This is a genomic window from Candidatus Omnitrophota bacterium, assembly GCA_040755155.1.
Taxonomy (GTDB): domain Bacteria; phylum Hinthialibacterota; class Hinthialibacteria; order Hinthialibacterales; family Hinthialibacteraceae; genus JBFMBP01.
Map to the genome: position 1 here is coordinate 1 of JBFMBP010000062.1, position 25,625 is coordinate 25,625.

Here is a 25,625-nt window from a genome sequence, read left to right on the forward strand (position 1 = left end):
GGATTTATTCCGCCATATTTAATTAGACAAAAATCGGGGTTGGTGTAAATAACCTAGTAAAAATATCCATCAAGATACGAACAAACTCCCCCAACAGTCCAATTAATTAGGGCTTATAAATCCTTGATTCTTGGGAGAGGAATTTAAAACCAACAATCTCAATGCAGGTTGGTATAATCCTATGTTTTCTTTCCTTCGCTTCTGCTTGAAACGATAGCGCGTAAAACATCAAGCGTTTTTTTATATGAAAATCGGCGAAGAGACGGCTTGATCCATCGTAAGCACTAAAGTCCCGCACTTACATCATCGCCGCCAACCGCCATAGCTGCGCCGTGAAGAAGCAAACGGCGATGCCCATCGCCACCGGAATCAAGGCGGCGGCGAGCGTCCATTTCATACTCCGGGTTTCTTTCCAAATCGTGTAAATCGTCGTCGAGCAGGGATTGTGCATCAGGCAAAACAGCAGCAGGTTGACGGCCGTCAGCAATGTCCAGCCTCCAGCATGGAAAAGAGCGGCCGTATCCGTATCAGATTGCAATTCGAACATCACTCCCGCCCCTTCGCCTACGCCCGAAACGCCGGACGTCAATACGGTCAGCATAAGGATAGTCGGTATGACGATCTCGTTGGCTGGGATGGCGATAATGTAGGCCAGCAAAATCACGCCATTCAAGCCGATCAGCATCCCGAAGGGATTCAGCCAATGGATGATATGAACCGCCAACGGCGCGTTGCCGAGGGGGATGTTGCTCAGCAGCCAAATCGCTCCGCCCGCGGGCAGCGCAAAGATAATAGCCCGCCATAAAACGTAAAGCGTGCGATCGATGAGCGACGTATAAAGCGTCTGTAAAATTCGCGGCGGGCGGTAGGGAGGGAGTTCCAAGCTGTAAATGGACGCTTCGCCCCGCAACAACGTTCTCGACAGCGCCCAGGAGACGAGAAACGTTAGAAGAACTCCCAACACCATCACGCTCATCACCGTCGCCGAGGAAATGAGGGAAGCCAGAGCGGGCGAAGAGACCATGCCGCCGATAAAAATCGAGGAGATCAGGAACAGCGTCGGCCAGCGACCATTGCAGACGGCGAAATTGTTGGTCACGATGGCGATCAGCCGTTCGCGCGGGCTATCGATGATGCGGCAGGCGATCACTCCCGCCGCGTTGCAGCCCCAGCCCATACTCATCGTCAGCGATTGCTTGCCATGCGCTCCCACTTTTTTGAAAAGATGATCCATATTGAAAGCTACGCGGGGTAGATATCCAAAATCTTCAAACATGGTGAATAAGGGAAAGAAAATAGCCATCGGCGGCAGCATGACGCTCACCACCCACGCCGTTCCCAAATAGCATCCATCGATAAGGAATCCGCTCAACCACCACGGCAAACCAATAAGCGCCGCCCATTCTTTCAACAGGGGATGAATCGTATCGAGCAATAGCCCCGCAAGCATCCCCGACGGGATATTGGCTCCCGCAATCGTAACCCATAACACTCCCGCCAGCAGTGATAGCATGATGGGAAAACCCGTCGCCGGACTGGTGAACAGCCAATCCAAGGTTCGATCCCAATCCGGTCCCGCTTTTTTGCCCGCTCGCGCCGACCGTTGCGCGATTCGAGTGGCGTCCTGGTAGATGGATTCCATCAGAGTTTCATGGATTTTATCGCCCAGCTTCCAGCGCAGCGCCGCCGCTTCCGAAAGCAATTCTTCCGCTGTTATCTTTATTTTGTTCATAACGATTATCTCCAACGATTACGCGCAAGTCGCCGCTTCGGTAGTATGGGCGCGCTCGACGAGTTCCGCCAATTCCCCGGTTTGAACCGCCGAGATCATGCGCTTGTCGCCTTCCAACATCCGCAAGGCCACCCAGCGCGCATTAGGCAAGCCGGGGAATAGCGCTTCGATTTTCACGACTAATTTTTCTATCGCATTTTTCAATGAAGGCGGCTGGTTTTGCATGCGATGGGGCGCGCAAATCCGCCGTCCCGAAGCCACTTCGCTGAGAGTTTGGACCAAAACGTTCAATCCCAGTCCCCGCCGCGCCGCCGTCGGAACGACGGGAACGCCAAGGTCTTCTTCCAGGTTTTTCACGTCGATATCGATGCCATGCCGCTTGGCTTCGTCGATGAGGTTGAGACAGAGGACGGCGCGGTCGGTGATTTCCAGCACTTGCAGAACCATGTTTAGGTTGCGCTCCAGCCGCGTAGCGTCGGCGACGATAACCGTCGCGTCGGGTTTTCCGAAGAGAATGAAATCGCGCGCGATCTCTTCGTCGGGACTGGCCGAGAGCAGCGAGTACGTCCCCGGTAAATCAATCAATTTATATTGTTTTCCTTTATGGGAAAAATAGCCTTCCGCCCGCGTAACCGTTTTACCCGGCCAGTTGCCGGTATGCTGACGCAGGCCGGTCAGGCCATTGAAGACCGTACTTTTGCCCGTGTTGGGATTGCCCGCCAAGGCTACGGTATAATCCCAATGGCGATGGGGATCGATTTTGAATTCCGTCTGTGCGGCGGAGCATGAGCCGCATGCGGGATTAGGTTGGCAAGGAGTTGACATTAGGCCGCTCCTTTCAATTTTTCGATATAAATCATATTGGCTAATTCATCGCGCAGCGCGATGACGGCCCCGCGCACGCGATACGCCTTGGGATCGCCGAAGGGGCTGGTCAATTCCGCCGCGATCAGCGTTCCCGGCAAAACGCCCAAGTCCATCAAGCGCCGCCGTTCGATGCCCCGGCAATGAGGAGAGAAGCGTACGACTTGTCCCGTCTCGCCCACATCCAGCGCCGCCAGCGTCTCTTCTTCGTCCACCTGCGCTTCCACCGGCAGGGGAATGGCGGAAATTTGCGCCGCTACGACTGGCGCTAAAACATGTTCGTCCTGGTGCGAGCTCAATCGCAGGCGTTGGGGAGAAACTTCGAGCATGCGCATTCTCATGCCTGGAAAAATGCCTTCCGCCGCGATCTGAGAGAACAATTCTTCCGGCTCGTCTTTTATATGGTTGACGACTACTATCTCCCCGGCGGCGAATTGGATCAAAGGCCGCCCCATCGGCGGCCCCACTTCGCCGTTCTCGCCGGGAATAGGCGCGCCGTGGGGATCGTACAGCGGATTCCCCAAGTGGGAGACTAATTCCTCGATCTGTTCCGGAGACGTGGAGTGTTCGCGGTTTTCCGCTTCCCGATGCCATTCCCGGTCGGCCAGGCCAGTTTCGTCGGCCAGGTAACGTTCCCACAAGCGATGAGCGCGAACGATGCGCAGGGCGTAGGCGCCGCCTTCATCCGTCAGGCGGTAATACCCATTCTTGGCTTCGATCATGCCGCTTGCGATCATCTTTTCCAATAAAGGCGCCGCCTGGTTGCGCGGAAGCGACAAACGCTCGCACAGGCTTTCCAGCGTCGATTTTTTTTGCAGGTACTCATTATTGTAAATATGCTTCAGCGCGTCCTCGATGCGGATGCGCTCCGAATCCGCTTGCAGCCGCCGCCAGAGGCTCACGATCCCCCGGTTGGGCCAGAACAAGGCGCAAACCGCCGCTAGAACGGCTGCACCGGCGAGTAATGTTACGGCAGGATGCATAATATACGATCTCCTATCGATTCGGTTTTAGCGTTTCAAGAAAAGTACTAATACTCTATGACATTTGAAATTGTCCCCTCGCCCTTTGGGAGAGGGTTAGGGTGAGGGGGCTTATTCAACATTGCAACGTTCAAAATCAAATGTCATTGAATTCTAAGGCGGTTTTCGCCTTGCCTTCGCCGCCCTCGTCATATACGAATGGCGTTATTCTTTAATCGCCACGGAAATATGGCGCATCAATTCCTGTCCGACCGCGCGTTTTTTGCCCGCTACGCGGATATGAAACGGACCGCCGAAAGGCTCCTGGTTCAGCATCTCCACTTCCGCTCCGGGAATCATTCCCATCGCGCCCGCATACCTTAACAATTCCGCATTGTCATTGTCTACCTGTTGAATGGTTCCCGTCCGGCCCAGCGGCAACTCCGCCAGCTTGGGATGCCTTTCTTCTTCGATGCGCCCATCCTTGGTGGGAATTGGGGCGCCGTGGGGATCGCGGGTGGGGCGTCCCAGAAATTCGTCGATTTTCTCTTCGAATTCGTCGGAAATGACATGCTCCATGCGGCACGCCTCCTCATGCACCCGATCCCAGGCGAAATGCAGCGCTTCCGTCAGGTATAACTCCAACAAGCGATGGCGCCGGATCACCTTCAACGCCGCTTTTTCTCCCGCCTGGGTCATGGTGAATCCTTTTTGGCGGCTGTATTGCACCATCTTCTTTTCCTGCAGCCGTTGCGCCATCTTCGTCACAGCGGCGGGACTGACGGCCAATTTTTCCGCCACCTGCGAGGGAACCGCCCTTCCCTGGCCAGCGTTCAATTCGTATATGGTTTTCAAATAATCCTCGCTGGAAGGACTCAACATGCCGCGCAACCTCGAAATAATTTTAACGCGTATTTAATCATTTACCTGATGGGGTTAATGCTTATTATTAACTATGGTTAATTATAATCTTAAACCTTGTTTTTGTCAAGCAGCGGTTCTTCAAAGGATGCAATAAATCATCCGATTCGATAAAAACCAGTTGTCTGGGAAGGCTATTTGCAATATGATTTATGGAGGATAAAAAGGACGGAATAAAGGATACTCCCGTCGGTTGGGAGAAGCGGAAGGGGGCGCAATCGCCATGAATGGCGTCATGAAAACGATCACCGCACTAACGGTTCTTGCCATACTCTTATTAGCCGTATCGGCGGCGAGCGCTCAAGAACCGGGTAAGCAGACGGCCGTCGATATGGGACTGCATTACAAGTATCTTCTCTACTTGCCCAGCGATTACGGCGAGGCGGGCCGTCATTGGCCTATGATTTTATTCCTCCACGGCGCTGGCGAGCGGGGAAGCAACTTGACGGCGGTGAAAACTCACGGTCCGCCGAAATACGTCGATAATACTGTCTATTTGACGAGAGGGATTCTGCCGCAAGTATATCAATTCATCATCGTATCGCCGCAGTGCCCCAGCGGGGAATGGTGGTCCAACGATCATCTTATTCCGCTGCTCAACGAAGTGATCGCCGATTACGCCGTCGATCGCAATCGGATTTATGTGACCGGCCTCAGCATGGGTGGATTTGGAACCTGGAGCCTGGCCAGCGTTCTTCCCGATAAATTCGCGGCTATCGCACCCATCTGCGGCGGAGGCGACGCGTGGGGATTGTTAAAAGGCAATTACAACACGACGAAAGAAATCCCCGCCGCCATTCCGGCAAACCTGGTGAAGATTCCGATATGGGCGTTTCACGGCGGCGCGGATACAACAGTGCCTACGGTTGAAAGCCAGAAAATGGCCGATGCCGTAAAAGCGGCGGGCGGCAACGTTCTGCTCACGATCTACCCCAACGTCGGCCATGATTCCTGGACCCAAACCTACAGCAAGCCGGAAATTTACAATTGGTTCCTAGAAAACGCCATCCTGACGGGGATTGACGATTGGCCGATTCGTTAAGCAAAGTCAGTTATGTAGGGTGGGCTCAAAGCGAAGCGTAGCCCACCATTGTGAGACGGGGAGAATGGGAGACTGAGTCCCGCCGTCTCAAAGTCCCCCAGTCCCCCAGTCCCGCTGTTCACGGCCTGACAATCGTTCCATCTCTGCGCCGCACTCTTCCCCATGACATATCGAAACTGGGCGATTCGCGGAAGGGGAATTTTTTCGCCTTTTCTTCGTTTACGTCAATGCCCCAGCCGGGCTCCTCGTTGGCGTATTCGTAGCCGTTTTCGATTTTCAAGCAGCCGGGAAAAACTTCCTGGGCGGCTTCGTTGAAAATGTGTTGTTCTTGAATCCCGAAATTATAGCAAGCCAAATCCAGCGCCACGTTGGCGGCGCGTCCGAAGGGCGACAAATCGCCGGGGCCGTGCCAGGCGGTTTTGACGCCGAAATGTTCCGTCAGCGCCGCCAGTTTGCGTCCCGGCGTCAGGCCGCCGATTTGCGACAGATGAACGCGGATGTAATCGATCAGCCGCTCGGAGATGAGGTCAAGCCATTCGTGCGGATTGTTGAAGAGTTCGCCCATCGCCAGAGGTGTGCTGGTCTGGCTGCGGATTTGGCGGAAATAATCCACTTCTTCCGGCGGCAGCGGATCTTCCCAGAAAAACAGGTTGTACTCTTCCAGCGCCTTGCCCAGCTGCAGCGCCTGAGCGCAGGAGATGCGTTCGTGCGTATCGTGCAGCAATTCGATTTCATCGCCCAATTTCTCGCGCAGATGGGCGAAGAGTTTAGGAATTGTCCGCACGTAGGCGGCGGGTTCGAAGACTTGGGTATCGGGCGGCAGGTTGCTCGCAGCTTCCCCCGCATCGCTGGCGCCGTAAGCCGAATAGCCCTTGATGGCGACTTGCGCCCGCACGTGCCGGTAGCCTTTCTCCATCCATCTGCGCACGGAGTCTTCCACTTCCTGAAAATCGCGTCCGCTGGCATGGGCGTAGAGATCGGCGGCGATGCGGCATCTTCCTCCCAGCAACTGATAGACGGGCATTCCCGCGCGCTTGCCCTTGATATCCCACAGCGCCATATCCACGCCGCTGATGGCGTTGTTCAACACCGGCCCATTGCGCCAATAACTGCTGACGTACATGGACTGCCATAGGTCTTCGATGTTGTCGGGATTCTTGCCAATGAGGAATGGGCGCAGATATTCCTCCACGGCGGTTTTGACGGTAAGCGGCCGCTGGGTGAACGTGGCGCAGCCCCAACCGAAAAGTCCCGGATCGCTGGTTTCCACTTTTACCACGACCAGCCGGATGCGTTCCGGCGCCGTGCATATAGTTTTCACATCGGTGATGCGGATGGAGTCCTTGGGAGCAAAAGCGTCTTCGCCCGCCGCGTTCTTAGGCGCCATCGCCGGCCAAAGCCCCGCAATGGCGGTTCCCGCCATTGCCTGACGAATAAAGTCCCGCCGATTGGCGTTTCGAGGTTTCCTCATTTTACGCTCCTCCTATAAATGGATTAGGAACATCGTAGCAAATGGATAGGAGGGAGGGGAAGGTTGGATAGGGAGTATAAGAAAAGTCCATCAAGTTAGTATAAAGTTAGCTAAGAGACGCTATAATTCAAAAAAAACTTCCAATCAATCTTTTACTTATCGGAGGCTTTTAAATATTGATACAACAAAATAATTAGTTTCATAAATAAAACGTATTAAACTTGATGAACAAAAAAGAAATCCTATAGAATATTAGAAAATTTACACTGAAAGCAAACTCATGGCTGATATTTTTATTACTCAAGCCGAAGCGGATGATCTTATTAAAATGGAAAAACATCGTCTGGACGACGCATCATGGAATTATCCTTGTTTCGGGGGAACGGTCAAAATTCCATTGATTTCATTCAACCGAAGAGAACGCTTTTTTTTAGATATTAACCGATATGGCCGTAATCTCATAAAATGTTCATATCAAAATCGAGGTAGAGAGGTTATCATATTAGTGCGATTGTGTATGGGATCGACTCATCGGAATCCTGATGGCGAAGATATTGCATCGCCTCATCTGCATCGCTACAGAGAAGGATACGGCGACAAATATGCTATCCCAGTACCAGAAGATTTATTCCCGCATCTTAAGGACTACTCCGAAACATTGCGGGATTTTATTCGTTACTGCCATATCACAAAACCACCCAATATCGTAGAAGGTTTTGAATATAATGTTGAATGAAATCGGCGAACTTCTTGAACGTTATAACGCTTGGTTGAAAGATAAAACCGTCCTGCGTCAAACCGAGGACTGGGTGGAAATCACGACGCCCTATTTAGACCGGCATAACGATTACATGCAAATATACGCCAAAAAAGAAAATGGCGGTTTTCTTCTCACGGATGACGGCGAAGTTATCGATGACTTGAAACTTTGCGGTTGCAAATTGGACACTGCAAAAAGACAGAGCCTTCTCAAAACGACTTTAAACGGTTTTGGAATCCAAATTGACGGCGACAAGCTTGTCGCGCGAGCCTCCAAAGAGAATTTCGCCTTAAAAAAGCATAGTCTTATCCAAGCGATGTTAGCGATCAACGATCTGTTTTATTTAGCCCAACCTATAGTGGAAAGCGTTTTTTGCGAAGATGTGGCGGCCTGGCTTGATTTGCAAGAGATTCGGTACACTCCTAAAGTGAAATTTTCCGGGAAAATCGGCTTCGATCATCTATTCGACTTCGTGATTCCCAAATCGAAGCAGCAGCCGGAACGAATCCTGAAAACCATAAATAAACCAACCCGCGAGGAAGCTCAATCCATTGCATTTGCTTGGATCGATACCAAGGAAGTGCGTCCCCCCGATTCACGCGCTTATGCCTTTTTAAACGATTCCGAGCGCTGCATTCCTTCATCTCTCCTCGAAGCTCTCCATAACTACGACATAAAATCCGTTGTTTGGAGCCAAAGAGAAAAAGTCCGAGAAGAGTTAGCAGCCTGACACAGATTCCAAGTAAAACGCCAAAGATTCGTTTCTCTCAAAAGAACAGGGCGGTTGCGAATGAGGAGATGCGCCCCTTCTCCCCGCGCCTATTGCGGGCGGGGAAAAAGGTTATCATAATTTCAGCATTCCATGCTTGGGAGGCGGTTTATGAAACTACTCGTCGTTGGCGGGGGCGGACGCGAACATGCGTTGGTTTGGAAATTGCGGCAATCGCCCGAACGTCCGCAAATCTGGTGCGCGCCCGGCAACGCCGGCATCAACGAACTGGCGAGTACGATTCCTATCGCTGACGGAGACATCGGCGAATTAGTCGCTTTCGCCGTCGGGGAGAAGATCGATTTAGTCGTCGTGGGACCAGAAGTCCCGTTGGCGAAAGGCCTGGCGGACGCCTGCCGGGAAGAGGGCGTCGCCGTCTTCGGACCTTCTCAAAAGGCGGCGGAAATCGAGAGTTCCAAGACTTTCGCCCGGCGGCTTATGCAGAAATACGGTATCCCAAGTCCCCGCTTCGGCTCCTTCGCCGATCCCCAGGCCGCCAAAGCTTACGCCCGCGAATTGGACCGCGCCGGAATGCGCTCCGTCGTCAAAGCCGACGGCCTGGCGGCGGGCAAAGGCGCCATTGTCGCCGAGAACCTTCAGGAAGCGGAAGAGGCCATCGATCTTTGCATGACGAAGCGGCAATTCGGCGAAGCGGGTTTGCGCGTCGTCGTCGAAGAATGCCTGGAAGGCCCCGAGCTCTCCATCCTCGCTATCACGGACGGACGCCGTCTGGTTATTTTACCTCCCGCCCAGGATCATAAGCGAGCCGGGGAAGGCGATACGGGGCCGAATACCGGCGGCATGGGCGCCTACAGCCCCGTCCCCATCGTAACGGACGCCGTTCTCGACGCCATCCGCCGTCAAATCCTCGAACCCGCCATCCAAGGCATGGAAGCGGAAGGCCGTCTCTACAACGGCGTTCTCTACGCCGGATTGATGATGTGCGGGGATAAGCCTTACGTTATCGAATTCAACTGCCGCTTCGGCGATCCGGAAACGCAGGCGGTGCTACCCGTGGTCAAGGAAGATTTGCTGCCTCTCTTGCGGGACGCCGCTCATGGCGAATTGCAGGAAAGCCGGACGCTCCCCGCTAGCGGCTGCGCTCTATGCGTCGTCATGGCATCCGGCGGCTATCCCGGCGCCTATCGCAAGGGAATTCCCATTTACGGATTGGAACGCGCGGCGGAGGAGATGAAAAAACAAGCCGTCGTCTTCCATGCCGGAACGGCGTTTCAGGAAGAAAGAGTGGTTACTTCGGGAGGCCGAGTGTTAGGAATCACAGGAATGGGCGAAGATTTCGAAACCGCCGCTTCCAACGCTTATAAGGCCGTCAGTTTGATTTCTTTCGAAAACGCTTACTGCCGCATCGACATCGGGCATCGCGTCCGTTCTTCCTAAAGCGGAGGGAGCAAACGGCGACGTTATCAAATCAAAGAATCCTTAACAGCGGGCGAGTCCCCGTTTGGAGCGTTCTATGAATTGAACCATGTGAACGACTTCGGGAACATCGCCCATTTCCGTTTTAAGGTATTCGACGGCGTCTTGTTCGGTCATTTTTGAACGGAAAATGGCTTTATAGGCTTTTTTGAGTTGCGAGATGCGTTCGGGGGAATAATTGTACCGTCGCAAGCCGACGATATTCAAGCCTCTCGATTTGCAGGGATTGCCTCCGGATTGCGTATAGGGAAGGATGTCCTGGCGCACGGCGGAACCGCCGCCAACAATGGAATTGCGGCCAATTTGAACGAACTGATGCACGCCGACCAAGCCGCCGATAATGGCGTTTTCCTCCACGCGGATATGACCGGCGAGACCTGCGAAGCTGGACATGATGACGCGGTCTTCCAACACGCAATTGTGCGCGATGTGGCAATAAGACATGACAAGGCAGTTCTTCCCGACAACCGTCGCTTCGCCCTCGAAAGTGGCTCGATTGATTGTAGCGTATTCACGGATAACCGTATTATCTCCGATGATAACAAGGCTATCGTCTCCGCGATATTTTAAATCCTGGGGTTCGCCGCCGATCACGGCGCCAACGCCAATTTTGCAATGGCGGCCGATCGTCGTGCTGCCATCCAAAACCACATGAGGACCGATGACGGAACCTTCGGCGATTTTTACGTTTTCGCCGACGATCGCATAAGGACCGATCTCCACGTTATCGCCGATTTCCGCTTGGGGATGCACGACAGCCGTATTGGAAACTAAGGACATCGATTTCGTCTTCTTTCTAACGCAGATTCAACTCCGCAAACGCAACCGCTTCTCGCCAACTTTGAAAAACCACTTCATAACGCATGCTTCATGACATTCGAGGCGTATGCCTAATTCCAAGTCTTATTAAGAATGTGCCTTAAAATTCCCTCGCCCTTTGGGAGAGGGTTAGGGTGAGGGGATTATAAGTTTAATAATATCAACCCTCTCCTAACCTCTCCCCATCTTGGGAGAGGAATTTAAAAACAACATTCTCAATGCAGGTTGGTTTAGTTCCCAGCCCCTCCCCTGCGTTGAAGTAAGAATTCCGAAGCAGGCTTTATTCATTTTGCATGAGCCTAATTTATAAAAAAAGGACGCCGATTCGCCCTTTTTGTTTCAACGGCCCGAAAGAAGACAAAAATGCCTATCAAAACGGGTAGCCGTCAAATTTCTTGCAACTTTTCATTCTACGACAGAATCCCTTAAAAAGGCGATTCCGCCGCCTTCCTCTTGATGCATGGAGGAAAGCGAAACGTAATACTAATCGTCGCCGATGGAGAAGAAAAGGCTTGCTTCGGCGACGAGCGCGCCTTCGACATGGATCACGCTCTCCACTTTGCCGACTTTTCTTCTCAACCGGGTGATCTTGGTTTCGATCACCAATTGGTCTCCCGGCTCGACCTTGCGCCTGATTTTAGCCTCGTCGACGCCGACGAGATAGACGATTTTACCGCGATTTTCTTCTTTTGAAAGCAAGAGTACGCCCCCCGCCTGCGCCATCGCTTCGATCAGGAGCACGCCGGGCATCACCGGTTCCTCCGGAAAATGGCCGTTGAAAAATTCTTCGTTGCCGGAGACGTTTTTAATCGCTACGACGCGATTGGCTTCATAATCGATTTCGACGACCTTATCGATCAGAAGAAACGGATAGCGATGGGGAAGGATGCGCCGGATTTCCTTGGCGGACATGGGAAGTTTGGGAACGCCGCTCGTCAAAGCGCCGTTTAAGGTTTTCAATATTTTCTGAACGAAGCGGATATTGAACGCATGACCCGACCGGACGGCGATGACGTGTCCTTTGATCGGCCCTCCCATCAGCGTCAAATCCCCGATTACGTCGAGAATTTTGTGGCGCACGATTTCGTCGGGGAAGCGGAGTTCGTCGTTCAGAAAATCCTCGTCGCCGATGACGATGGCGTTTTCCAAACTGCCGCCTTTGATTTTGCCTTCCTTTTGCAAACTATCTACGTCTTTGAGGAAGCAGAAGGTGCGGGCGGGAGCGATCTTCTCGGCGAAAATCTCCTCCGTGATGAGGAAGGAGGCGGAACGAATGCCCACGGCGGGATGATCGTAATCGATCTTATACGTGATCTCCAGCCGATGGGAAGGAATGAGAGCCAGTTCCAATCCATTTTCGAAGAGCCAAATCGGCTCTTTGACCTCAATGTATTTTTTGGGACGGTCCAAGGTGACGATCCCCGCCTTGCGGATGGCTTCGACGAAGATTTTGGCGCTGCCGTCCGTGATGGGCGGTTCGCTCGAAGTGAGTTCGAGGACGATGTTGTCGATGCCCAGTCCCGTGCAAGCGGCCAATACGTGTTCCACCGTGAGAACCTGCAAATTGCCTTTGCCGAGGGCGGTAAGATACAAAGAATCTTCGAGAACGGCGTTTTCCGCCTTCACCTCGATTTCGGGTTTTCCTTCCAAATCACAGCGAACGAAGCGAATGCCCGAATCGGCCGGGGCCGGTTTAAAGGTAATCGTCGTTTCCTGACCGGTATGCAGACCGATCCCGCTGATGCTTGCTTCTCCTGCTATGGTTCTTTGATAATCCGTCATAATCCACTTCTGACCAAATTTCTATTTGAATGGCGTACGATTCGGAGTAAACGATTTCTTCCTCGATTAACGAACAAGACGAATAAGGAGCTCATTACGATTCGGAAGCCGATTCCTCCAAAGAGCGAATACGATCGAAAATTTTGGGAAGGCGGTTAATATTCGCCTTCAAGCGCATTTCCTGATGGATAGGCTGCGCCGGTATTCCCCAATAGTCGGAATCCGGCGGCACGTTTTCCATAACAACGCTTTTAGCGCCGATGCGGGAACGCGCTCCCACCGTTACGCCGGGGGAAATGACGACTTGCCCGGCGATGGTAACGCGCTCCTCCAAGACGGCGAAACCGCCGATGGCGACTTGAGAGACGATGATGCAATGGGGGCCGATACGCGCACCGGCGGCGATTTGGACGAGGTTGTCGATCTTTGTTCCTTCGCCGATGCGCGTCGGCGCTTCGGGCGCGCCCGAGGCGGCGACGTTGGCGCCCAATTCAATATCGTTTTCCAACTCGACGGGCCGCGATTTACACGGCGCAGGCGATTCCGTTTCCGAACCGATGCGGCAGCCCGCATGAAGAATGGAACGGTCGCCAATGGAGCATTCCGGGTAGATGGCCACGTTGGGATAGAGGGTAACGTCTTCTCCAATGACGGCGCCCCTTCCTACGAAAACGCCCGGATAAAGAATCGTCCGGTCGCCAATCACGGCGTTGTCTTCCACAATGGCGTGAGCCATGACGGTTACGTCTTTGCCGAATCGGATATTCTCTCCCAATACGCTGGCGGGATGAAATCCGCCGGAGATTCGTCGGGCGCTTTCGTGAAAAAGCGTCAATGCTTTAGTGAAGGTTAGATATGGATTCGCCGATCGGATCAAAGGACGGAAATTCGTGTCCAGGTCCTTGGGCGCAATCAACGCGGAAGCCTTGCAAGCAGAAATCAGGGAGACGTATTTCGGATTGGCGACGAAGGAGAGTTCTCCCTCCCTGGCTGAATCGATCGGAGCGACGCCTTTGATTTGAATGGCGCCGTCTCCCTCGAAAGATTCGTTCAGTTTTTCGCTTAATTCTTGCAACGTAAATATCGGCACGAAGAGCGCCCTCAATTCATTTCTTGTTCAAGGCTTCGATCACTTTAGGGGTGAGATCGTATTTGGGATCGGCGTAGAGCAAATCGTCGAATTTGAAAATGAAGGCGTAATTTTCCTTCTTGGCGAGATCTTCGATGATTTGTTTCAGTTCTTTATTCAGAGGTTCCAACTTATCATCCCGCGATTTGGCGAAATCTTTCTGTTCGTTTTGAAAGAGTTTTTGAAATTCTTCGACGTCTTTATTGAAGGAGTCCTGGAGTTGTTTGGCGTCGTCTTCTTTCATCAACTCTTTTTTCATGTCGATGTCGTATTTCGATTTCTTCAGCTCGCTTTCCTTTTGTTGAAGTTGTTCGGATTTCTTTTGCTGAATGCTCTTCAATTCTTCAAACGCTTGTTTGTACTTCACCGCTTTGTTGAAGACGTCGCGCAGGCTGATATGTCCGATTTTCAGTTCCTGCGCCTGCGCGGTTCCAGAAGACATTCCTAGGGATGCCAACAGTACCGCCGCCGATACGATCGCGGCGAGAAAATTCCTACTCCGTATCATGGTTTTCTCTCTCCCAATTTTTCAGAAAATTCTTTTTGCGATGTTTTCGCATTTATTTCACCGCTGTTAACGCCATTCCTTATCGCGGCGCGAACTCAACATGAACGAATAGCCGCATCGCCTGGAGTTTTTTTGTTTGCGCCATCCAATCGAACTGTTTTATTGTATCCGAAAAATGCGCTTCACGCACCCTGGCGACGGGCAAAAAACCTCATCTCTTAGAAACTCTGTCCAAAACTGAAATGGAAGAATTCCGTTTCGTCTTCGTCCAGTTTGCGGATCGGCGCGGCGAAATCCACGCGGATCATGGCGTTCAGGCCGGGGACGCGAAAACGGAATCCCGCACCCGCGCTGAAACGGAAATCCGCGGGATCGATTTCGCCGATTTCCGGCCAGACCGAACCCATATCCACAAAAGCCACGGCTTGCAGAAAAGGCGTCAGCGGATAGCGCAATTCCGTATTGCCGACGAAAGCCGCCTCGCCGCCCAGAAACGTGCGGTAGCCGCCTAAACTATGATCTTCATACCATATAATCGTCGATTCGCCGATGCTGCCTTCGTCGAAACCGCGAATGGAATTGGCGCCGCCGATGAAGAATCGTTCCTGCAAGGGGATAAAGCCGGGAGAACCGTAGGCGTAAGCCAAGTTCAGTTCTCCGGAAAAAGCGAGCACCGGCTTGTTGAAAATCTGCTTGAAATAATTGCCGACGGAGCGGAATTTGACGAATTCGTTGTCCGTCAAACCCGCCACTTCGAGAGTAGCGCGCCCATAGGTTCCCGCCGTGGGATCGAGTTTAAAATCTCGCGCATCGTGAACGACGCCCACCGTCAAGCTCGTCGTGGTGGTCTCGCCCAATTTGAAGACTTCGGGAAACGAACTTTTATCCAAACTATAGCGGCTGCTGCGGTATGGTTGAATATCGGCCACTTCGCCTTTGACGCCGAAAAGAACACTCAATTCGTCATCGAGTTCTTTTCCGAACATGATGGAGGAACCGATGCGTTCCTGATCGAAGCGGCGTCCCCGGTAGCCTTCCTGATTGATGTAATAAATGTCCCAATCGGCGCTGTAATCGGAATTGAGCAAGTGCGGTTCGAAGAGGTTGAGAATGGCGCTGTTGCGGTATTTTCCGTATTCGCCTTGGATGGAGCCCCGGATGCCGTAGCCGAAGATATTTCTTTCCGTTAGCGTCGCGAAAACGGAAGGCCCGTAAGACGTGCTGATGCCTCCGCCGAAAGAAAGCGAACCTGTCTGGGTTTCTTCCAATTGCAGACGAAGATTCTCTATATCGGGATCGTTCGTCTGCTCCCGTTGAAAGCCGGGAATCAGATTGGGTTGGCCTTTTACGGGATAGGGCCGCGTTTTAAAGAAGTTCAGATTGACTAGGTTGCGGTCGCTTTCGAGAACCTTGCTCCAATCCAGCGGATCGCCTTCTTTCAATTCGATTTCGCGAAGAATGACGAAATCTTTGGTTTTGAATTCGCCTTCCTTCGTGGGGAAAATCGAACTGTCGTCCAGGGTTACAACGCCTTCGATCTCCACTTTTCCCATATATTTACGGGTTGATTCCGTTAGGCGCAGACGGATATCGACGATCTTATTCGCTTCATCTTTTTGCAGTTGTTCCCGCAGGGGGGTGATCGAGGTGTCGAGATAGCCTTGGGCGAGATAAAGTTGAATCATCGCCAATTCCTGATCCCGCAGGCTGGAATAGGAGAAGAGATCGCCCGGCTTCATTTGGATTTTGGAAAGCAATTCTTCGCGGGAAAAGATTGTGTTGCCCTCGACTTCGAAATCGCCGAGGGTATAAGGCAATCCCTCTTCGATCAGGAACTTGATCCGCAATCCTTTTTCCAGTTCTTCCACCGGAGCGAGAGTAACTTTCACATCAAGATACCCCACGTTCCAATAGGCGAGAGTAATGAGGTCGATATCCTGTTTGGCGGCGGTCTCGTCATATTGCCGTTGGATGATGAACCACCAGGATTCCTTGGTTTGGATCGTCTTTTTCAGCGCTTTATCGGTAAGAATCGTATTGCCTTCGAAAACGACTTTTTTGACGGGCATTTTCTTGCCCTCGTCGATGGCGAAGACGATGTCGACGGCTTGCGGGGCGCTGACACTGGCCACCGTCCACGAAACCTTGGAGTTGGGAAACGATTTTTTCGTGTACCAATCCTGGATTTTCTTTTTGTAGTTTTCCGCCGCCTCCGGACTGAAAAAGAGGCGGGATTTCTTATCGAAGCCTACTTCCTCGTCCAATTTTTTCTTTTTGAATTTCTTATTGCCGGCATATTGCAGATCGTGGACGATATTTTTTTCCACGACTTTGAAAATCAAATCCGATCCCGACATTTCGGAGGAGACGTCTTGGAAAAAGCCTAACGCCCAGACGGCGCGGATATCGTCGCGGATTTGCTGCCGAACGATGGAGGAAGCGAAATCGTCGCCCGGACGGGTTTCGATCACCTCCCGGATCTCCTTCTCCTGCACATGAACTATTCCTTGAATGACGATCTTCTGAATCGGCTCCGCAAATGAAGCCGCCGAGAACGCCGCGAGCAGCATTCCCAGTCCTAGCCGTATCATGCCAATGCGCGGATTCAGACCACCACCTCCCTTGGTTGCGCCTTGCGGAAGAGAAGTTCCCCTTCCCCGACATCCACAATCACTTCATCGTTATTTTTGAACCGCCCGCGAAGAACTTCTTCGGACAGGGGGTCCTCGAGATATTTCTGGATCGTGCGTTTCAATGGACGAGCACCATACGCCTTATCGAAACCTTTGTCAACCAGGAACGACTTAGCTGCATCGGTTAAAACCATTTTTAACGCATGGGGATCGAGCCGTTTTTGAACGTCGGCGAGCATGATGCTGCAGATTTTCATCACATGTTCGCGCTCCAGTTCATGGAAGACGACGACCTCATCGACGCGATTGAGAAATTCGGGCCGGAAGGTCCGCTTCAACTCGCTTATGATTTTGTCCTTCATGGCGGCATAGGAGGCGGAGGCTTCTTCCGGAGCGAAGCCTAATGTTACCCGTTTGGTGATTTCCTGAGAGCCGATGTTGGAGGTCATAATCAGGATCGTATGCCGGAAATCCACCTTGTGTCCGGTCGTGTCGGTCAAGCGGCCTTCCTCCAGAACCTGGAGAAGAATGTTATACACGTCCGGATGCGCTTTTTCAATCTCGTCGAGGCAGATGACGGAATAGGGTTTGCGGCGCACTTTCTCCGTGAGCTGTCCGCCTTCGTCGTGACCGATATAGCCGGGAGGGGCGCCCACGAGGCGGGAGACGGCGAATTTCTCCATATATTCCGACATATCCACCGTAATGAGGGCGTCCTCGTTGCCGAACATGAATTCCGCCAAGGTTTTGGCCAGATGGGTTTTGCCGGTGCCGGTGGGTCCAAGGAAGAAAAAGGAGCCGATGGGGCGCTTTTGGTTGGAGAGACCGGCGCGGGAGCGGCGAATGGCCTTGGCGATCATGTTGATGGCTTCGTTCTGGCCGATGATGCGGCGGTGTAGTTCCTCCTCGATGCGCAGGAGGCGTTCGGATTCCTTCTCTTCGATGCGGACGATGGGGATGCCCGTCCACTTGGAGACGATGTAGGCGATGTCGTTATCGTCGACGTTGGTCTCCTGGCCGGGCTTGTTGCGGGCTTCTTCCCATTCGTTGATCAGCCGCGTCTGCTTTTCGCGCAGTTCCTCGCGGCGCTGCTTCAATACGAGGCATTTTTCGAATTCTTCCGCGACGGTGGCCGCTTCGATTTCCTTCATAATCTGGTTGATTTCGTCTTCGATCTCCCGCAGGTTCTTGGGCCGGGTAGTGGCTTGCAGCCGGGCGCGCGAACCAGCTTCGTCGATGAGGTCGATGGCTTTATCGGGAAGGTAGCGCTCGGTGACGTAGCGGTCGGAAAGTTCGGCGGCGCACCGGATGGCCTTGTCCGTGAAGCGGACGCGGTGATGGGCTTCGTATTTGTCCCGCAATCCTTCGAGGATGCGGATGGTTTGTTCCACGGAAGGCGGATCGATCATGACCGTCTGGAAGCGGCGTTCCAAGGCGCTGTCTTTTTCGATGTATTTGCGGTATTCCTCCAAGGTGGTGGCGCCGATGCATTGGAGTTCGCCGCGCGAGAGAGCGGGCTTCAACATATTGGAAGCGTCCATCGATCCTTCGGCGGCGCCGGCGCCTACGAGCGTGTGAAGTTCGTCGATGAAGAGAATGATGTCGCTGGAACGGCGGATTTCTTCCAGGACGGCTTTCAGGCGTTCTTCGAACTGCCCCCGGTATTTCGTGCCCGCCACCAATCCTGCGAGATCGAGCGTAATGAGGCGGCGGTTGAGAAGCAGGTCGGGGACGGTGCGGGTGATAATCTGTTGGGCCAGACCTTCGGCGATGGCGGTTTTGCCGACGCCCGCTTCTCCGATGAGGACGGGATTGTTCTTGGTGCGGCGGCAGAGGATTTGGATCACGCGCTCGATTTCGTCCTGGCGTCCGATGACGGGATCCAATTTATTGAGGCGGGCGAGGTCGGTCAGATCGGCGCCAAAAGCGTCGAGAGCCGGGGTTTTGCTTTTCGCTTTGCCTGCGGCTACCGCTTCCTGCGGTCCGCCGCCCATGAGTCGGAGAATTTCGCTGCGGGCCTTGATCAGGTCGATGCCGTGGCTGGCGAGAACGCGGGCGGCCAACCCTTCGCTTTCCCGAATCACGCCGAGAAGCAGATGCTCCGTGCCGATGAAATTCACGCCGAAAGCCTGCGCTTCCTGATAGGCGAATTCGATGGCGCGCTTTCCGCTGGGGGAAAGGGAAATGGTGCTGTCGGAAACGCCTCCGCTCGACTCGTGGCTGAGGTTTTTGAGAATTTCCATGCGCAGCGATTCCAGATTGAGGCCCATATTGCGCATGGCGGTTGCGGCGACGCCTTCTCCTTCGGCGATCAAGCCGAGAAGAATATGCTCCGTGGCGGCGTGGCTTCCGCCGATGCGGGCGGCCTCTTCTTTTGCGCGCTTCATCACCAGCCGAGCGCGTTCGGTAAGTCGATCGAACATCATCTTTCACTTCTCCTCAACACGGCGGCGCGTTTATCTCAATTCAAAAAAATGCGCCGCCGCCGTCATCATTGCCGATATTCTTGCAAAGCGCTTGCAAAATTCCTTTATTCCTCCCCCAAGCCTGGGGGAGGTTAGGAGGGGGTTGTCTTAAGTCCATTAAAATCAACCCCCCTCTAACTCCCCCCAAGCTTGGGGGAGAATATAAAAGCAGACTTAATCAATTTTGCACGAGCCTTTTGTTTCAACGATTATTGCCATTGGAAAACGGCGTCAACCGCCCAGCGAGGCGGCGGAACGGCGTTCGCCCCCATTTCTTATCCATTCGCGCACTTGCCCAGCGCGAACCTCATCCCGTTCGCCGGCGGATAACGATTTGCCCACGCTTTTTTGAAGATGAGCGGGCCGCATCCAGATGATCGCTTCGTTAATGCTTTCATAGGATGGACGTTCCAGGATGCCCAGGCTGCGTCCGAGACGGATCAACGAGAGAAGTTCGATCGCCTCGTTGGAAGAGAGTACGCGCGCTTGACTAAGTACGGCGTAGGCCCGCCACACTTTATCTTCAACGGATGTGGATTTTTCTTCCATCATCCGGGATTCCGCCTTTTGCTCCTGTTCGATGATATGCTTTAGAATTTTCTCGATTTTATCGATCGTTTCCTCTTCGCCGATGCCGAGGGTCCATTGGTTGGAAACCTGAAAAAGATTCCCTACAATCTCGCTGCCTTCGCCGGAGAGCCCGCGAACCGTCAATCCCATCTGCGTTACGGCGTTCAGCACTTTTTCGATGCGGCGCGACATGACCAAGGCGGGCAAATGGATCATCACCGAACAACGGATGCCGGTGCCGACGTTCGTGGGACAGGCGGTGAGATAACCTAAAGAGTTGGAAAAAGAGTAGGAAAGACGGTTCTCCAACTCGTCGTCGTACGAATCGATCCGCTCCCACGTCTGCCGCAGATTGGAACCGGCGGAAAGAACCTGCATTCGGATATGATCTTCTTCGTTGATCATTACGCTGGCCGTTTGCCGAGGGTGAATGGCGACGTAGCGCTCGAGGCCGCTTTTGACTAATTCACGGCTGATCATGTAGCGTTCGGCGAGAAAATGGCGATCCAAAGATTCCAGTTCTTCGATATCGAACAATTCCAATTCATGGAGTTGCGGAGACGACTGAATGGATTCCTTCACCTCGTCGGCGATGCGTTTGAGATCGGAAGAGGAAGCCCATTGGGAGAAGGGGTAATCTTCGATATTTCTAGCCAAACGGACGCGGCTGCTCACGACGAGGGCGTTGGATACGTCGCCGGTCTTGAGCCATCCGCATTCGGCAAGATGATTTTTCGGCAAACTCGCCATACGATCGATTCCTTGCCGCCGGGAAACGAATTTCCCCAGCGCTTTTCCTTGTCTATCCCAACCGCCGAATCGCGGCGCATCTCTCAATCTACGAAATCGCCCAAATCGGCTTCGAGACGCCGAATTTGGTCCCTCAACTGAGCGGCCATTTCAAAATGCTCCTGAATGACGGCGTCCTTCAATTGCAGCCGCAGTTCCGTAATATCGCGCTTGAGAGTCAACCGTTCGTTGCCTCTATCGGGCACTTTTCCTATATGTTTCATCTCTTTTTGCATTTTTTGGAGCAGCGGTCTGAGTTGGACGGAAAACGTGTCGTAGCAGCTCGAGCATCCAAGCCTTCCGCTTTCTTTAAAAGCATTATAAGACAAGCCGCAGGAGGGACAGGTTTTTTGTGTGTCTTCGTCCACCCGCTGCGCCGCTTCTCCGGCGGGCGCGCCGGTGAGAAATTGTTCGACCGAGAAAGAAGTATTGATCGACGGCCCCGTGATGCCTTTTTCGTTGGCGCACGCAGGGCAAATATGCAAAGAGAATTTCTTGTCGTTGACAATTTGCGTGATATGAAGTTTCGCCGGATTTTTTTTGCATATGTCGCAAATCATCATCTCATCCATTCCTTGGGTGAAGCCAACATCGTTTTTCGAAAGATCGTCTTGAATAATCTTTTACCATTAAAAATTATACTCTCTTCATTCCGAAATGCGGACTCATTCTCTTCAAGAACGATTTTCTTCTCTTTCCGCAAAGCGAGGCAACCGTTCCGGCCTCTTTTTCCGGCGTCAACCGTATACGGCAATGCCGTCGTTTTCCGTCAGAGCGACGAAGGCTTGCGCCAATTTCAGCGTAACCGGACCGGGCGCGCCGGAACCGATCGCGCGGGCGTTAATCGCCGTGACGGGAACGACGCGGGCGGCTGTGCCGGTCACGAAGCATTCTTCCGCACCGAATAGATCGGCCAAAGTTACATGCGTTTCCCGGCAAGGAATTCCGAGCTGGCCCGCCAAATCGATCACTGCTTCCCGCGTGATGCCGGGGAGTGCGCCGTCGGTTATGGGCGGAGTGGAAACAGCGCCGCCGTTGACGATGAAGAGGTTGTCGGCGGTAGCTTCCACGACATACCCTTCATGGTTCAAGAAGATGGCTTCCGCCGCGCCTTCGCGGTTCGCATCCAATTTCGCGAGAACGTTATTCAAATAATTAAGCGATTTGACTTGCGGCGGCAGTGAATCAACGGGATTGCGGCGAATCGCCGTAGTAACCAGAGACAATCCTTTTTCATAAAATTCCTTGGGATAGAGTTTCAGCCGGGTGACGACCACGATGATGTTGGGCTTGGGACATTTGCGAGGGTCTAAACCAAGGTCCCCGTCCCCTCGGCTGACGATCAATCGAATGTATAACGGATCGCCGTTATTCTGCAACGAGACGGAGTTTTTCTCCGCCCAGGCGTGGACTACGCGGCGCAATTCGTCGAGAATCTCTTGTTGGGAATATCCAATATTCAAGTCTATTACTTTCGCCGAACGAAACAAGCGGGCGACATGGCGCTCTCCCCGGAAGATTTTATCGCGGTAGACGCGAATGCCTTCGAAGACGCCGTCTCCATATAAGAAGCCGTGATCGAAGATGGAGATTTTCGCCTCTTCGGGAGCGCATAATTGAAAATTGATTGAGATGGCTGCCACAGTCGAAGACATAGATTTTAACGCCTCCTATTGGAAAAATCCATCGTCTTATCTTTTATTGGCGAATCGACGAGGGAGAAATGACACTGCTTTCAACCGATTATTGTTCTTTTATTTTTCATGGAAAATAACGTTTGGCTACCGTTGCGAAGCATTTTTTCGCCATAGCGTCCGCTCTAAATGAGGCGAGAATGCTGAACTCCAAGAAATAGAAGCAGTTGCAAAGAAGCATTCAGACGATAATCCACTTCGGCGATTCTAAAAGTCTACATGAACCTCTATTTATCTCCAAGGCGGGGGGAGAGGGGACGAAGAAAATTGACGCCGGTTTGGGGATCGCGTCCGAAGATATAGGAAGAACGGCCGGGAAAAGAACGCGCTAATTCCGTATTTTGGGCGCCCATATCCCAGATATAAACAACTTCGGAGGAATCGGGGAAAGGGGAATTGCGGATGAGATCGCCCTGAGTCATATCGCCGCTGGGAGCGCTGACGAACACGAGGGCGTTATGCAGATGGAAATGATCCGCCAGGCGGTATAGGCTCTGCCGCCGATAGATTTGATGGGAATAAAAACGCCAATGAATACCAACCATCATTCCATCGGCGCCCAGCAGGATAATCAAAACAACGAGAAGAATATTACGCTTCGTTTTTACGAATCGAACCCTCAATTCCTCAAGCCAAGGCGCGGCGAGTAATGATAGCGGCAGAAGCGCTTCGAAATAGAAGCGCGGGCCGTATTGATTGCCGCCGTCCGAGGGATAGAAAAAATAAGCGAGAGGCAGCGCCAAGGCGCTGAGGGCGAATACGCGCGTCCACGCCAGCGCCAGAGAGCGCCTTTTCCAAGCGCCCCAAAAAGCGGCGAGAGGCAAGGCGGGAAAGGTCCAGAGAAAAAGGCGCCCTAGATTGCGGAACATGTAAGTCAACGCTTGGGCAGGGCCGAAAGGCTTGATCTCCACATAATCGAAGAGCCGGATTTCGCGAGGGCCGAAGCCGAGACGTTCGCCGGGCAGAAGATAACGCGGCGGGTGAAGCCAGAAGCCGGTCAGGGCATGGTTATAAAGAAGATAAACGATGCCTATCGGCAGAGCGCCTAAGACGAATAGAACTGCGAAGCGCCAGCGAAGACGCGACTGAAAAAAGAAGTAAACCAAGGGCGGCGATAAAAGAGCCAGGCAGGTCATTTCGCGTATGGCAAACGTCCAGGAAAAGAAGAATCCCGCCAAAAGCGCCGCCGAATATCGCTCTTCCTGTCCCCATTTTATGAAAAAGAGAAATGTCAACGATGCGCCCAACAAGCAAGCGGTATGAGAAAAGTACGACGCGCCGTTGAAGAGAAAGCAGGGAGAGAAAAGCAACAAACCCACGACGATCCATGCGGATGTTCGCCCCAGCGCTCTGCGGGCGGCGAAGAAAACGGCGGCGAGCGTCAAGGCGCAAAGCAATGGATTGACAATCTGCGGCGCTCCCGCCATTACGCCGAGCGAGAGAATCGCTGGCCAGCCGGGCGGGAAAATAGAGAATACGCGATCCAGCCGCGCAACAATATAAAATGGGGAAATGTAAGGTTGCTGCAGATGGGCGGGAACCGTCAGCTTCCCCATTGCGAAAATCTGCGTTTGAAAAAGATAAGCGTGCTCGTCGGCGGAATTGGGGAAGTTATTCAGCGCATATTGGTTGATGGCGAGAGCAGCGGCCGCCGCCGCCAAGAGGACGGCGAGCAGAATCATGGCGTCTTTACGTGTCATACGCTGCGAGGCGGGGGAGGAATTCATCGCGAAGGATCGTTTCTATCTCAATTTCCGTTATAATCTTGTCAACTCCACAAAGGAAGATTATAGAATGAATGAGGCGTCCCGCGAACCATCGAACCGCGCATGGCTTATCGCAGCGTCATGGACTTTAAAAATCCTGATTGCCGGACTCGCGCTCGTTCTCGCGGGATGGTTCATTCTAGGAAAGATTCGGCAGGATCATTTCATCCGCACGCAAGCGAGAATCGCGTTAACGCAGCAGAACTTGAAAGTCCTATCTTCCGCCATAGACGCCTATTGTTCTCTCCTCCAGCAACCGCCGCCGCCGATGCAGGATCGCTTCGATCTCTCCACTCTGCGCATCCTGGACGCTTCCGGCGCGGCGTTGAGCGATCCCATCGCCGCCCTGCCGTTGGCGGCGATAGATCCCTTTGCGATAAGAGCGGCGCCTCTCTTTTATTACTACACGTTGAAGGACAAGTATCTCCTGGTCAGCCCCGGTCCGGATCAAAAACTGGATATCGACTCTAAAACCGCCCTCGCTTTCCTGCTCGGAGAAGACAATTTAAGCCCCTTCACCTTCGATCCTACCAATGGTCTTGGCGTTCCCTTCACAGATAAGCGCAGCAGTGGAGGAGATATCTGGGCGTCGAACCTGCCATCGAAAACTTCGTGGAAAGAGGGCGGGATTGTGGAGTGAGGATTCTAAAAGACAGTAGATGGATATAATTTAACGATCCGTTTTATGTTACGGCTAATTCGTCCACTTTGCGGATACCCGGAAGATTGCCGCTTGTTAGGTCATGGTATAAATCCCGCAAATGATCCTTGAGATCCTCCAGCGTTTCTCCTTGCGTCCAATAATCGGGATAGTCCTGAAAATATCCGATCCCAAAGCCGTCTTCCTCCCAATGGACATATTTGACGGTTTGCATTTGTATTCTTCTTACCCAAGAGGCGCTGGGCGGTTCGGGTTTTTGACTCATCCTTTGAGAATTTATTGTAATCGTTACTGATGAACCGAACAACTACGAGACTCAGTCCCGCCGCCAATCCATGATTCCGGCGGAATCGGCGCTAATATTCCAAATATTAATGGTTCCATCCTCATGTCCGGTGGCTAGGCGGGCGCCGTCTTGAGAAAAATCCAATGAGGTAATAGAACTAGTTGGCCGAGGAAAGGCAAGAAGCGATTCGCTCTCGATATCGTACAAAAGCAAAGCGCTTTCGGCGCCTTGTGTGGAAAAGAACACCTTTTTCCCATCGGGGGAAAATGTAACGAATCCTTTAGTTCCATCGTAATCGATGAATGTTTCCATCCGTTTCTCTCTCGTGGCCGCATCGAAAAACCGAAGCGTCAAGCGGGATGGTTTATTAATGGCGGCGGCGTACTGCTCCCCATTATCCAGAAAAGCGAAATCCTGCGCGCCTAGAAAATCAGGAAGAGACGATAACTTAATTCGTTTAATACGATAGCCTTCGCTGAAGTCGTAGAGGTAGGCCGATTCATCGCCCCATATAAGAAGATGGCGTCCCGTTGGCGAAAATGCCGATTTGTTGAAATATTCCCTA

20 protein-coding genes and 1 pseudogene are annotated in these 25,625 nt (G+C 52.7%); 5 read left to right on the forward strand and 16 right to left on the reverse strand.

Annotated features, from left to right (window positions below; translation table 11 throughout):
• Nucleotides 1–298: 298 nt before the first annotated feature.
• From feoB to AB1656_08045, 3 genes and pseudogenes are all read right to left on the reverse strand, one after another.
• Nucleotides 299–2,557: pseudogene (feoB, locus tag AB1656_08035) on the reverse strand (ferrous iron transport protein B).
• Entirely contained in the window at nt 2,557–3,579 is a 1,023-nt protein-coding gene (locus AB1656_08040; GenBank protein MEW6235320.1) for an iron dependent repressor, metal binding and dimerization domain protein, read from the reverse strand. Before AB1656_08040 ends, feoB begins: the two are co-directional and overlap by 1 nt.
• A 204-nt stretch (nt 3,580–3,783) precedes the next feature.
• Nucleotides 3,784–4,440, reverse strand: coding sequence for a metal-dependent transcriptional regulator (locus AB1656_08045; GenBank protein ID MEW6235321.1), 657 nt, complete (start codon nt 4,438–4,440; stop codon nt 3,784–3,786).
• Nucleotides 4,441–4,702: 262 nt separating this feature from the next.
• Between AB1656_08045 and AB1656_08050 the strand changes: the two genes are divergently transcribed.
• Nucleotides 4,703–5,521 (forward strand): prolyl oligopeptidase family serine peptidase, encoded by an 819-nt coding sequence (locus tag AB1656_08050; protein MEW6235322.1) that lies wholly within the window; start codon nt 4,703–4,705, stop codon nt 5,519–5,521.
• 118 nt (nt 5,522–5,639) lie between these two features.
• Here the strand turns inward: AB1656_08050 and AB1656_08055 are convergent, their stop codons facing one another.
• Nucleotides 5,640–6,992 carry an enolase C-terminal domain-like protein gene (locus AB1656_08055; GenBank protein ID MEW6235323.1) on the reverse strand — a complete coding sequence of 451 codons (1,353 nt, stop codon included), beginning with the start codon at nt 6,990–6,992 and terminating at the stop codon, nt 5,640–5,642.
• Between the two features lie 280 nt (nt 6,993–7,272).
• On the opposite strand from AB1656_08055, the gene AB1656_08060 reads away from it, so the two are divergent.
• The 3 genes from AB1656_08060 to purD all read left to right on the forward strand — a co-directional run bounded on the left by AB1656_08060 (nt 7,273) and on the right by purD (nt 9,919).
• Nucleotides 7,273–7,728: a hypothetical protein gene (locus AB1656_08060; protein MEW6235324.1), complete on the forward strand. Its 456-nt coding sequence runs from the start codon at nt 7,273–7,275 to the stop codon at nt 7,726–7,728.
• Nucleotides 7,718–8,482, forward strand: a complete 765-nt coding sequence (locus tag AB1656_08065) for a DUF1829 domain-containing protein (protein ID MEW6235325.1) — start codon at nt 7,718–7,720, stop codon at nt 8,480–8,482. The genes AB1656_08060 and AB1656_08065 overlap by 11 nt, the downstream gene beginning before the upstream one ends.
• A 150-nt stretch (nt 8,483–8,632) precedes the next feature.
• The gene (purD, locus tag AB1656_08070) at nt 8,633–9,919 is read left to right on the forward strand and encodes a phosphoribosylamine--glycine ligase (GenBank protein MEW6235326.1); all 1,287 of its coding nucleotides are present in this window, start codon (nt 8,633–8,635) and stop codon (nt 9,917–9,919) included.
• A 42-nt stretch (nt 9,920–9,961) separates the two neighbouring features.
• Here the strand turns inward: purD and lpxA are convergent, their stop codons facing one another.
• From lpxA to AB1656_08120, 10 genes are all read right to left on the reverse strand, one after another.
• Nucleotides 9,962–10,738, reverse strand: a complete 777-nt coding sequence (lpxA, locus tag AB1656_08075; protein MEW6235327.1) for an acyl-ACP--UDP-N-acetylglucosamine O-acyltransferase — start codon at nt 10,736–10,738, stop codon at nt 9,962–9,964.
• Between the two features lie 522 nt (nt 10,739–11,260).
• Entirely contained in the window at nt 11,261–12,559 is a 1,299-nt protein-coding gene (locus AB1656_08080) for a bifunctional UDP-3-O-[3-hydroxymyristoyl] N-acetylglucosamine deacetylase/3-hydroxyacyl-ACP dehydratase (GenBank protein MEW6235328.1), read from the reverse strand.
• Between the two features lie 94 nt (nt 12,560–12,653).
• Nucleotides 12,654–13,649: a UDP-3-O-(3-hydroxymyristoyl)glucosamine N-acyltransferase gene (locus tag AB1656_08085; GenBank protein ID MEW6235329.1), complete on the reverse strand. Its 996-nt coding sequence runs from the start codon at nt 13,647–13,649 to the stop codon at nt 12,654–12,656.
• Between the two features lie 16 nt (nt 13,650–13,665).
• Nucleotides 13,666–14,196, reverse strand: coding sequence for an OmpH family outer membrane protein (locus AB1656_08090; protein MEW6235330.1), 531 nt, complete (start codon nt 14,194–14,196; stop codon nt 13,666–13,668).
• A gap of 218 nt (nt 14,197–14,414) precedes the next feature.
• Nucleotides 14,415–16,787 carry an outer membrane protein assembly factor BamA gene (gene bamA, locus AB1656_08095; GenBank protein ID MEW6235331.1) on the reverse strand — a complete coding sequence of 791 codons (2,373 nt, stop codon included), beginning with the start codon at nt 16,785–16,787 and terminating at the stop codon, nt 14,415–14,417.
• Between the two features lie 14 nt (nt 16,788–16,801).
• On the reverse strand, nt 16,802–19,255 hold the full coding sequence (locus AB1656_08100) for an ATP-dependent Clp protease ATP-binding subunit (GenBank protein ID MEW6235332.1): 2,454 nt from the start codon (nt 19,253–19,255) through the stop codon (nt 16,802–16,804).
• Nucleotides 19,256–19,525: 270 nt separating this feature from the next.
• A complete protein-coding gene (locus AB1656_08105) occupies nt 19,526–20,701 on the reverse strand; it encodes a protein arginine kinase (protein ID MEW6235333.1) in 1,176 nt (391 codons plus the stop codon).
• The gene (locus tag AB1656_08110) at nt 20,698–21,216 is read right to left on the reverse strand and encodes a UvrB/UvrC motif-containing protein (protein MEW6235334.1); all 519 of its coding nucleotides are present in this window, start codon (nt 21,214–21,216) and stop codon (nt 20,698–20,700) included. The genes AB1656_08105 and AB1656_08110 overlap by 4 nt, the downstream gene beginning before the upstream one ends.
• Nucleotides 21,217–21,390: 174 nt before the next feature.
• A complete protein-coding gene (gene ilvE, locus AB1656_08115; GenBank protein MEW6235335.1) occupies nt 21,391–22,308 on the reverse strand; it encodes a branched-chain-amino-acid transaminase in 918 nt (305 codons plus the stop codon).
• Nucleotides 22,309–22,574: 266 nt separating this feature from the next.
• On the reverse strand, nt 22,575–24,047 hold the full coding sequence (locus AB1656_08120; protein ID MEW6235336.1) for a glycosyltransferase family 39 protein: 1,473 nt from the start codon (nt 24,045–24,047) through the stop codon (nt 22,575–22,577).
• Here AB1656_08120 and AB1656_08125 point away from each other — a divergent pair.
• Nucleotides 24,028–24,753 (forward strand): hypothetical protein, encoded by a 726-nt coding sequence (locus AB1656_08125; protein ID MEW6235337.1) that lies wholly within the window; start codon nt 24,028–24,030, stop codon nt 24,751–24,753. The genes AB1656_08120 and AB1656_08125 overlap by 20 nt on opposite strands.
• Nucleotides 24,754–24,796: 43 nt before the next feature.
• Here AB1656_08125 and AB1656_08130 read toward each other — a convergent pair whose 3' ends face one another.
• On the reverse strand, nt 24,797–24,988 hold the full coding sequence (locus AB1656_08130; protein MEW6235338.1) for a type II toxin-antitoxin system HicB family antitoxin: 192 nt from the start codon (nt 24,986–24,988) through the stop codon (nt 24,797–24,799).
• A 102-nt stretch (nt 24,989–25,090) separates the two neighbouring features.
• A partial coding sequence (locus tag AB1656_08135) for a hypothetical protein (protein MEW6235339.1) occupies nt 25,091–25,625 on the reverse strand: 535 nt, incomplete at its 5' end.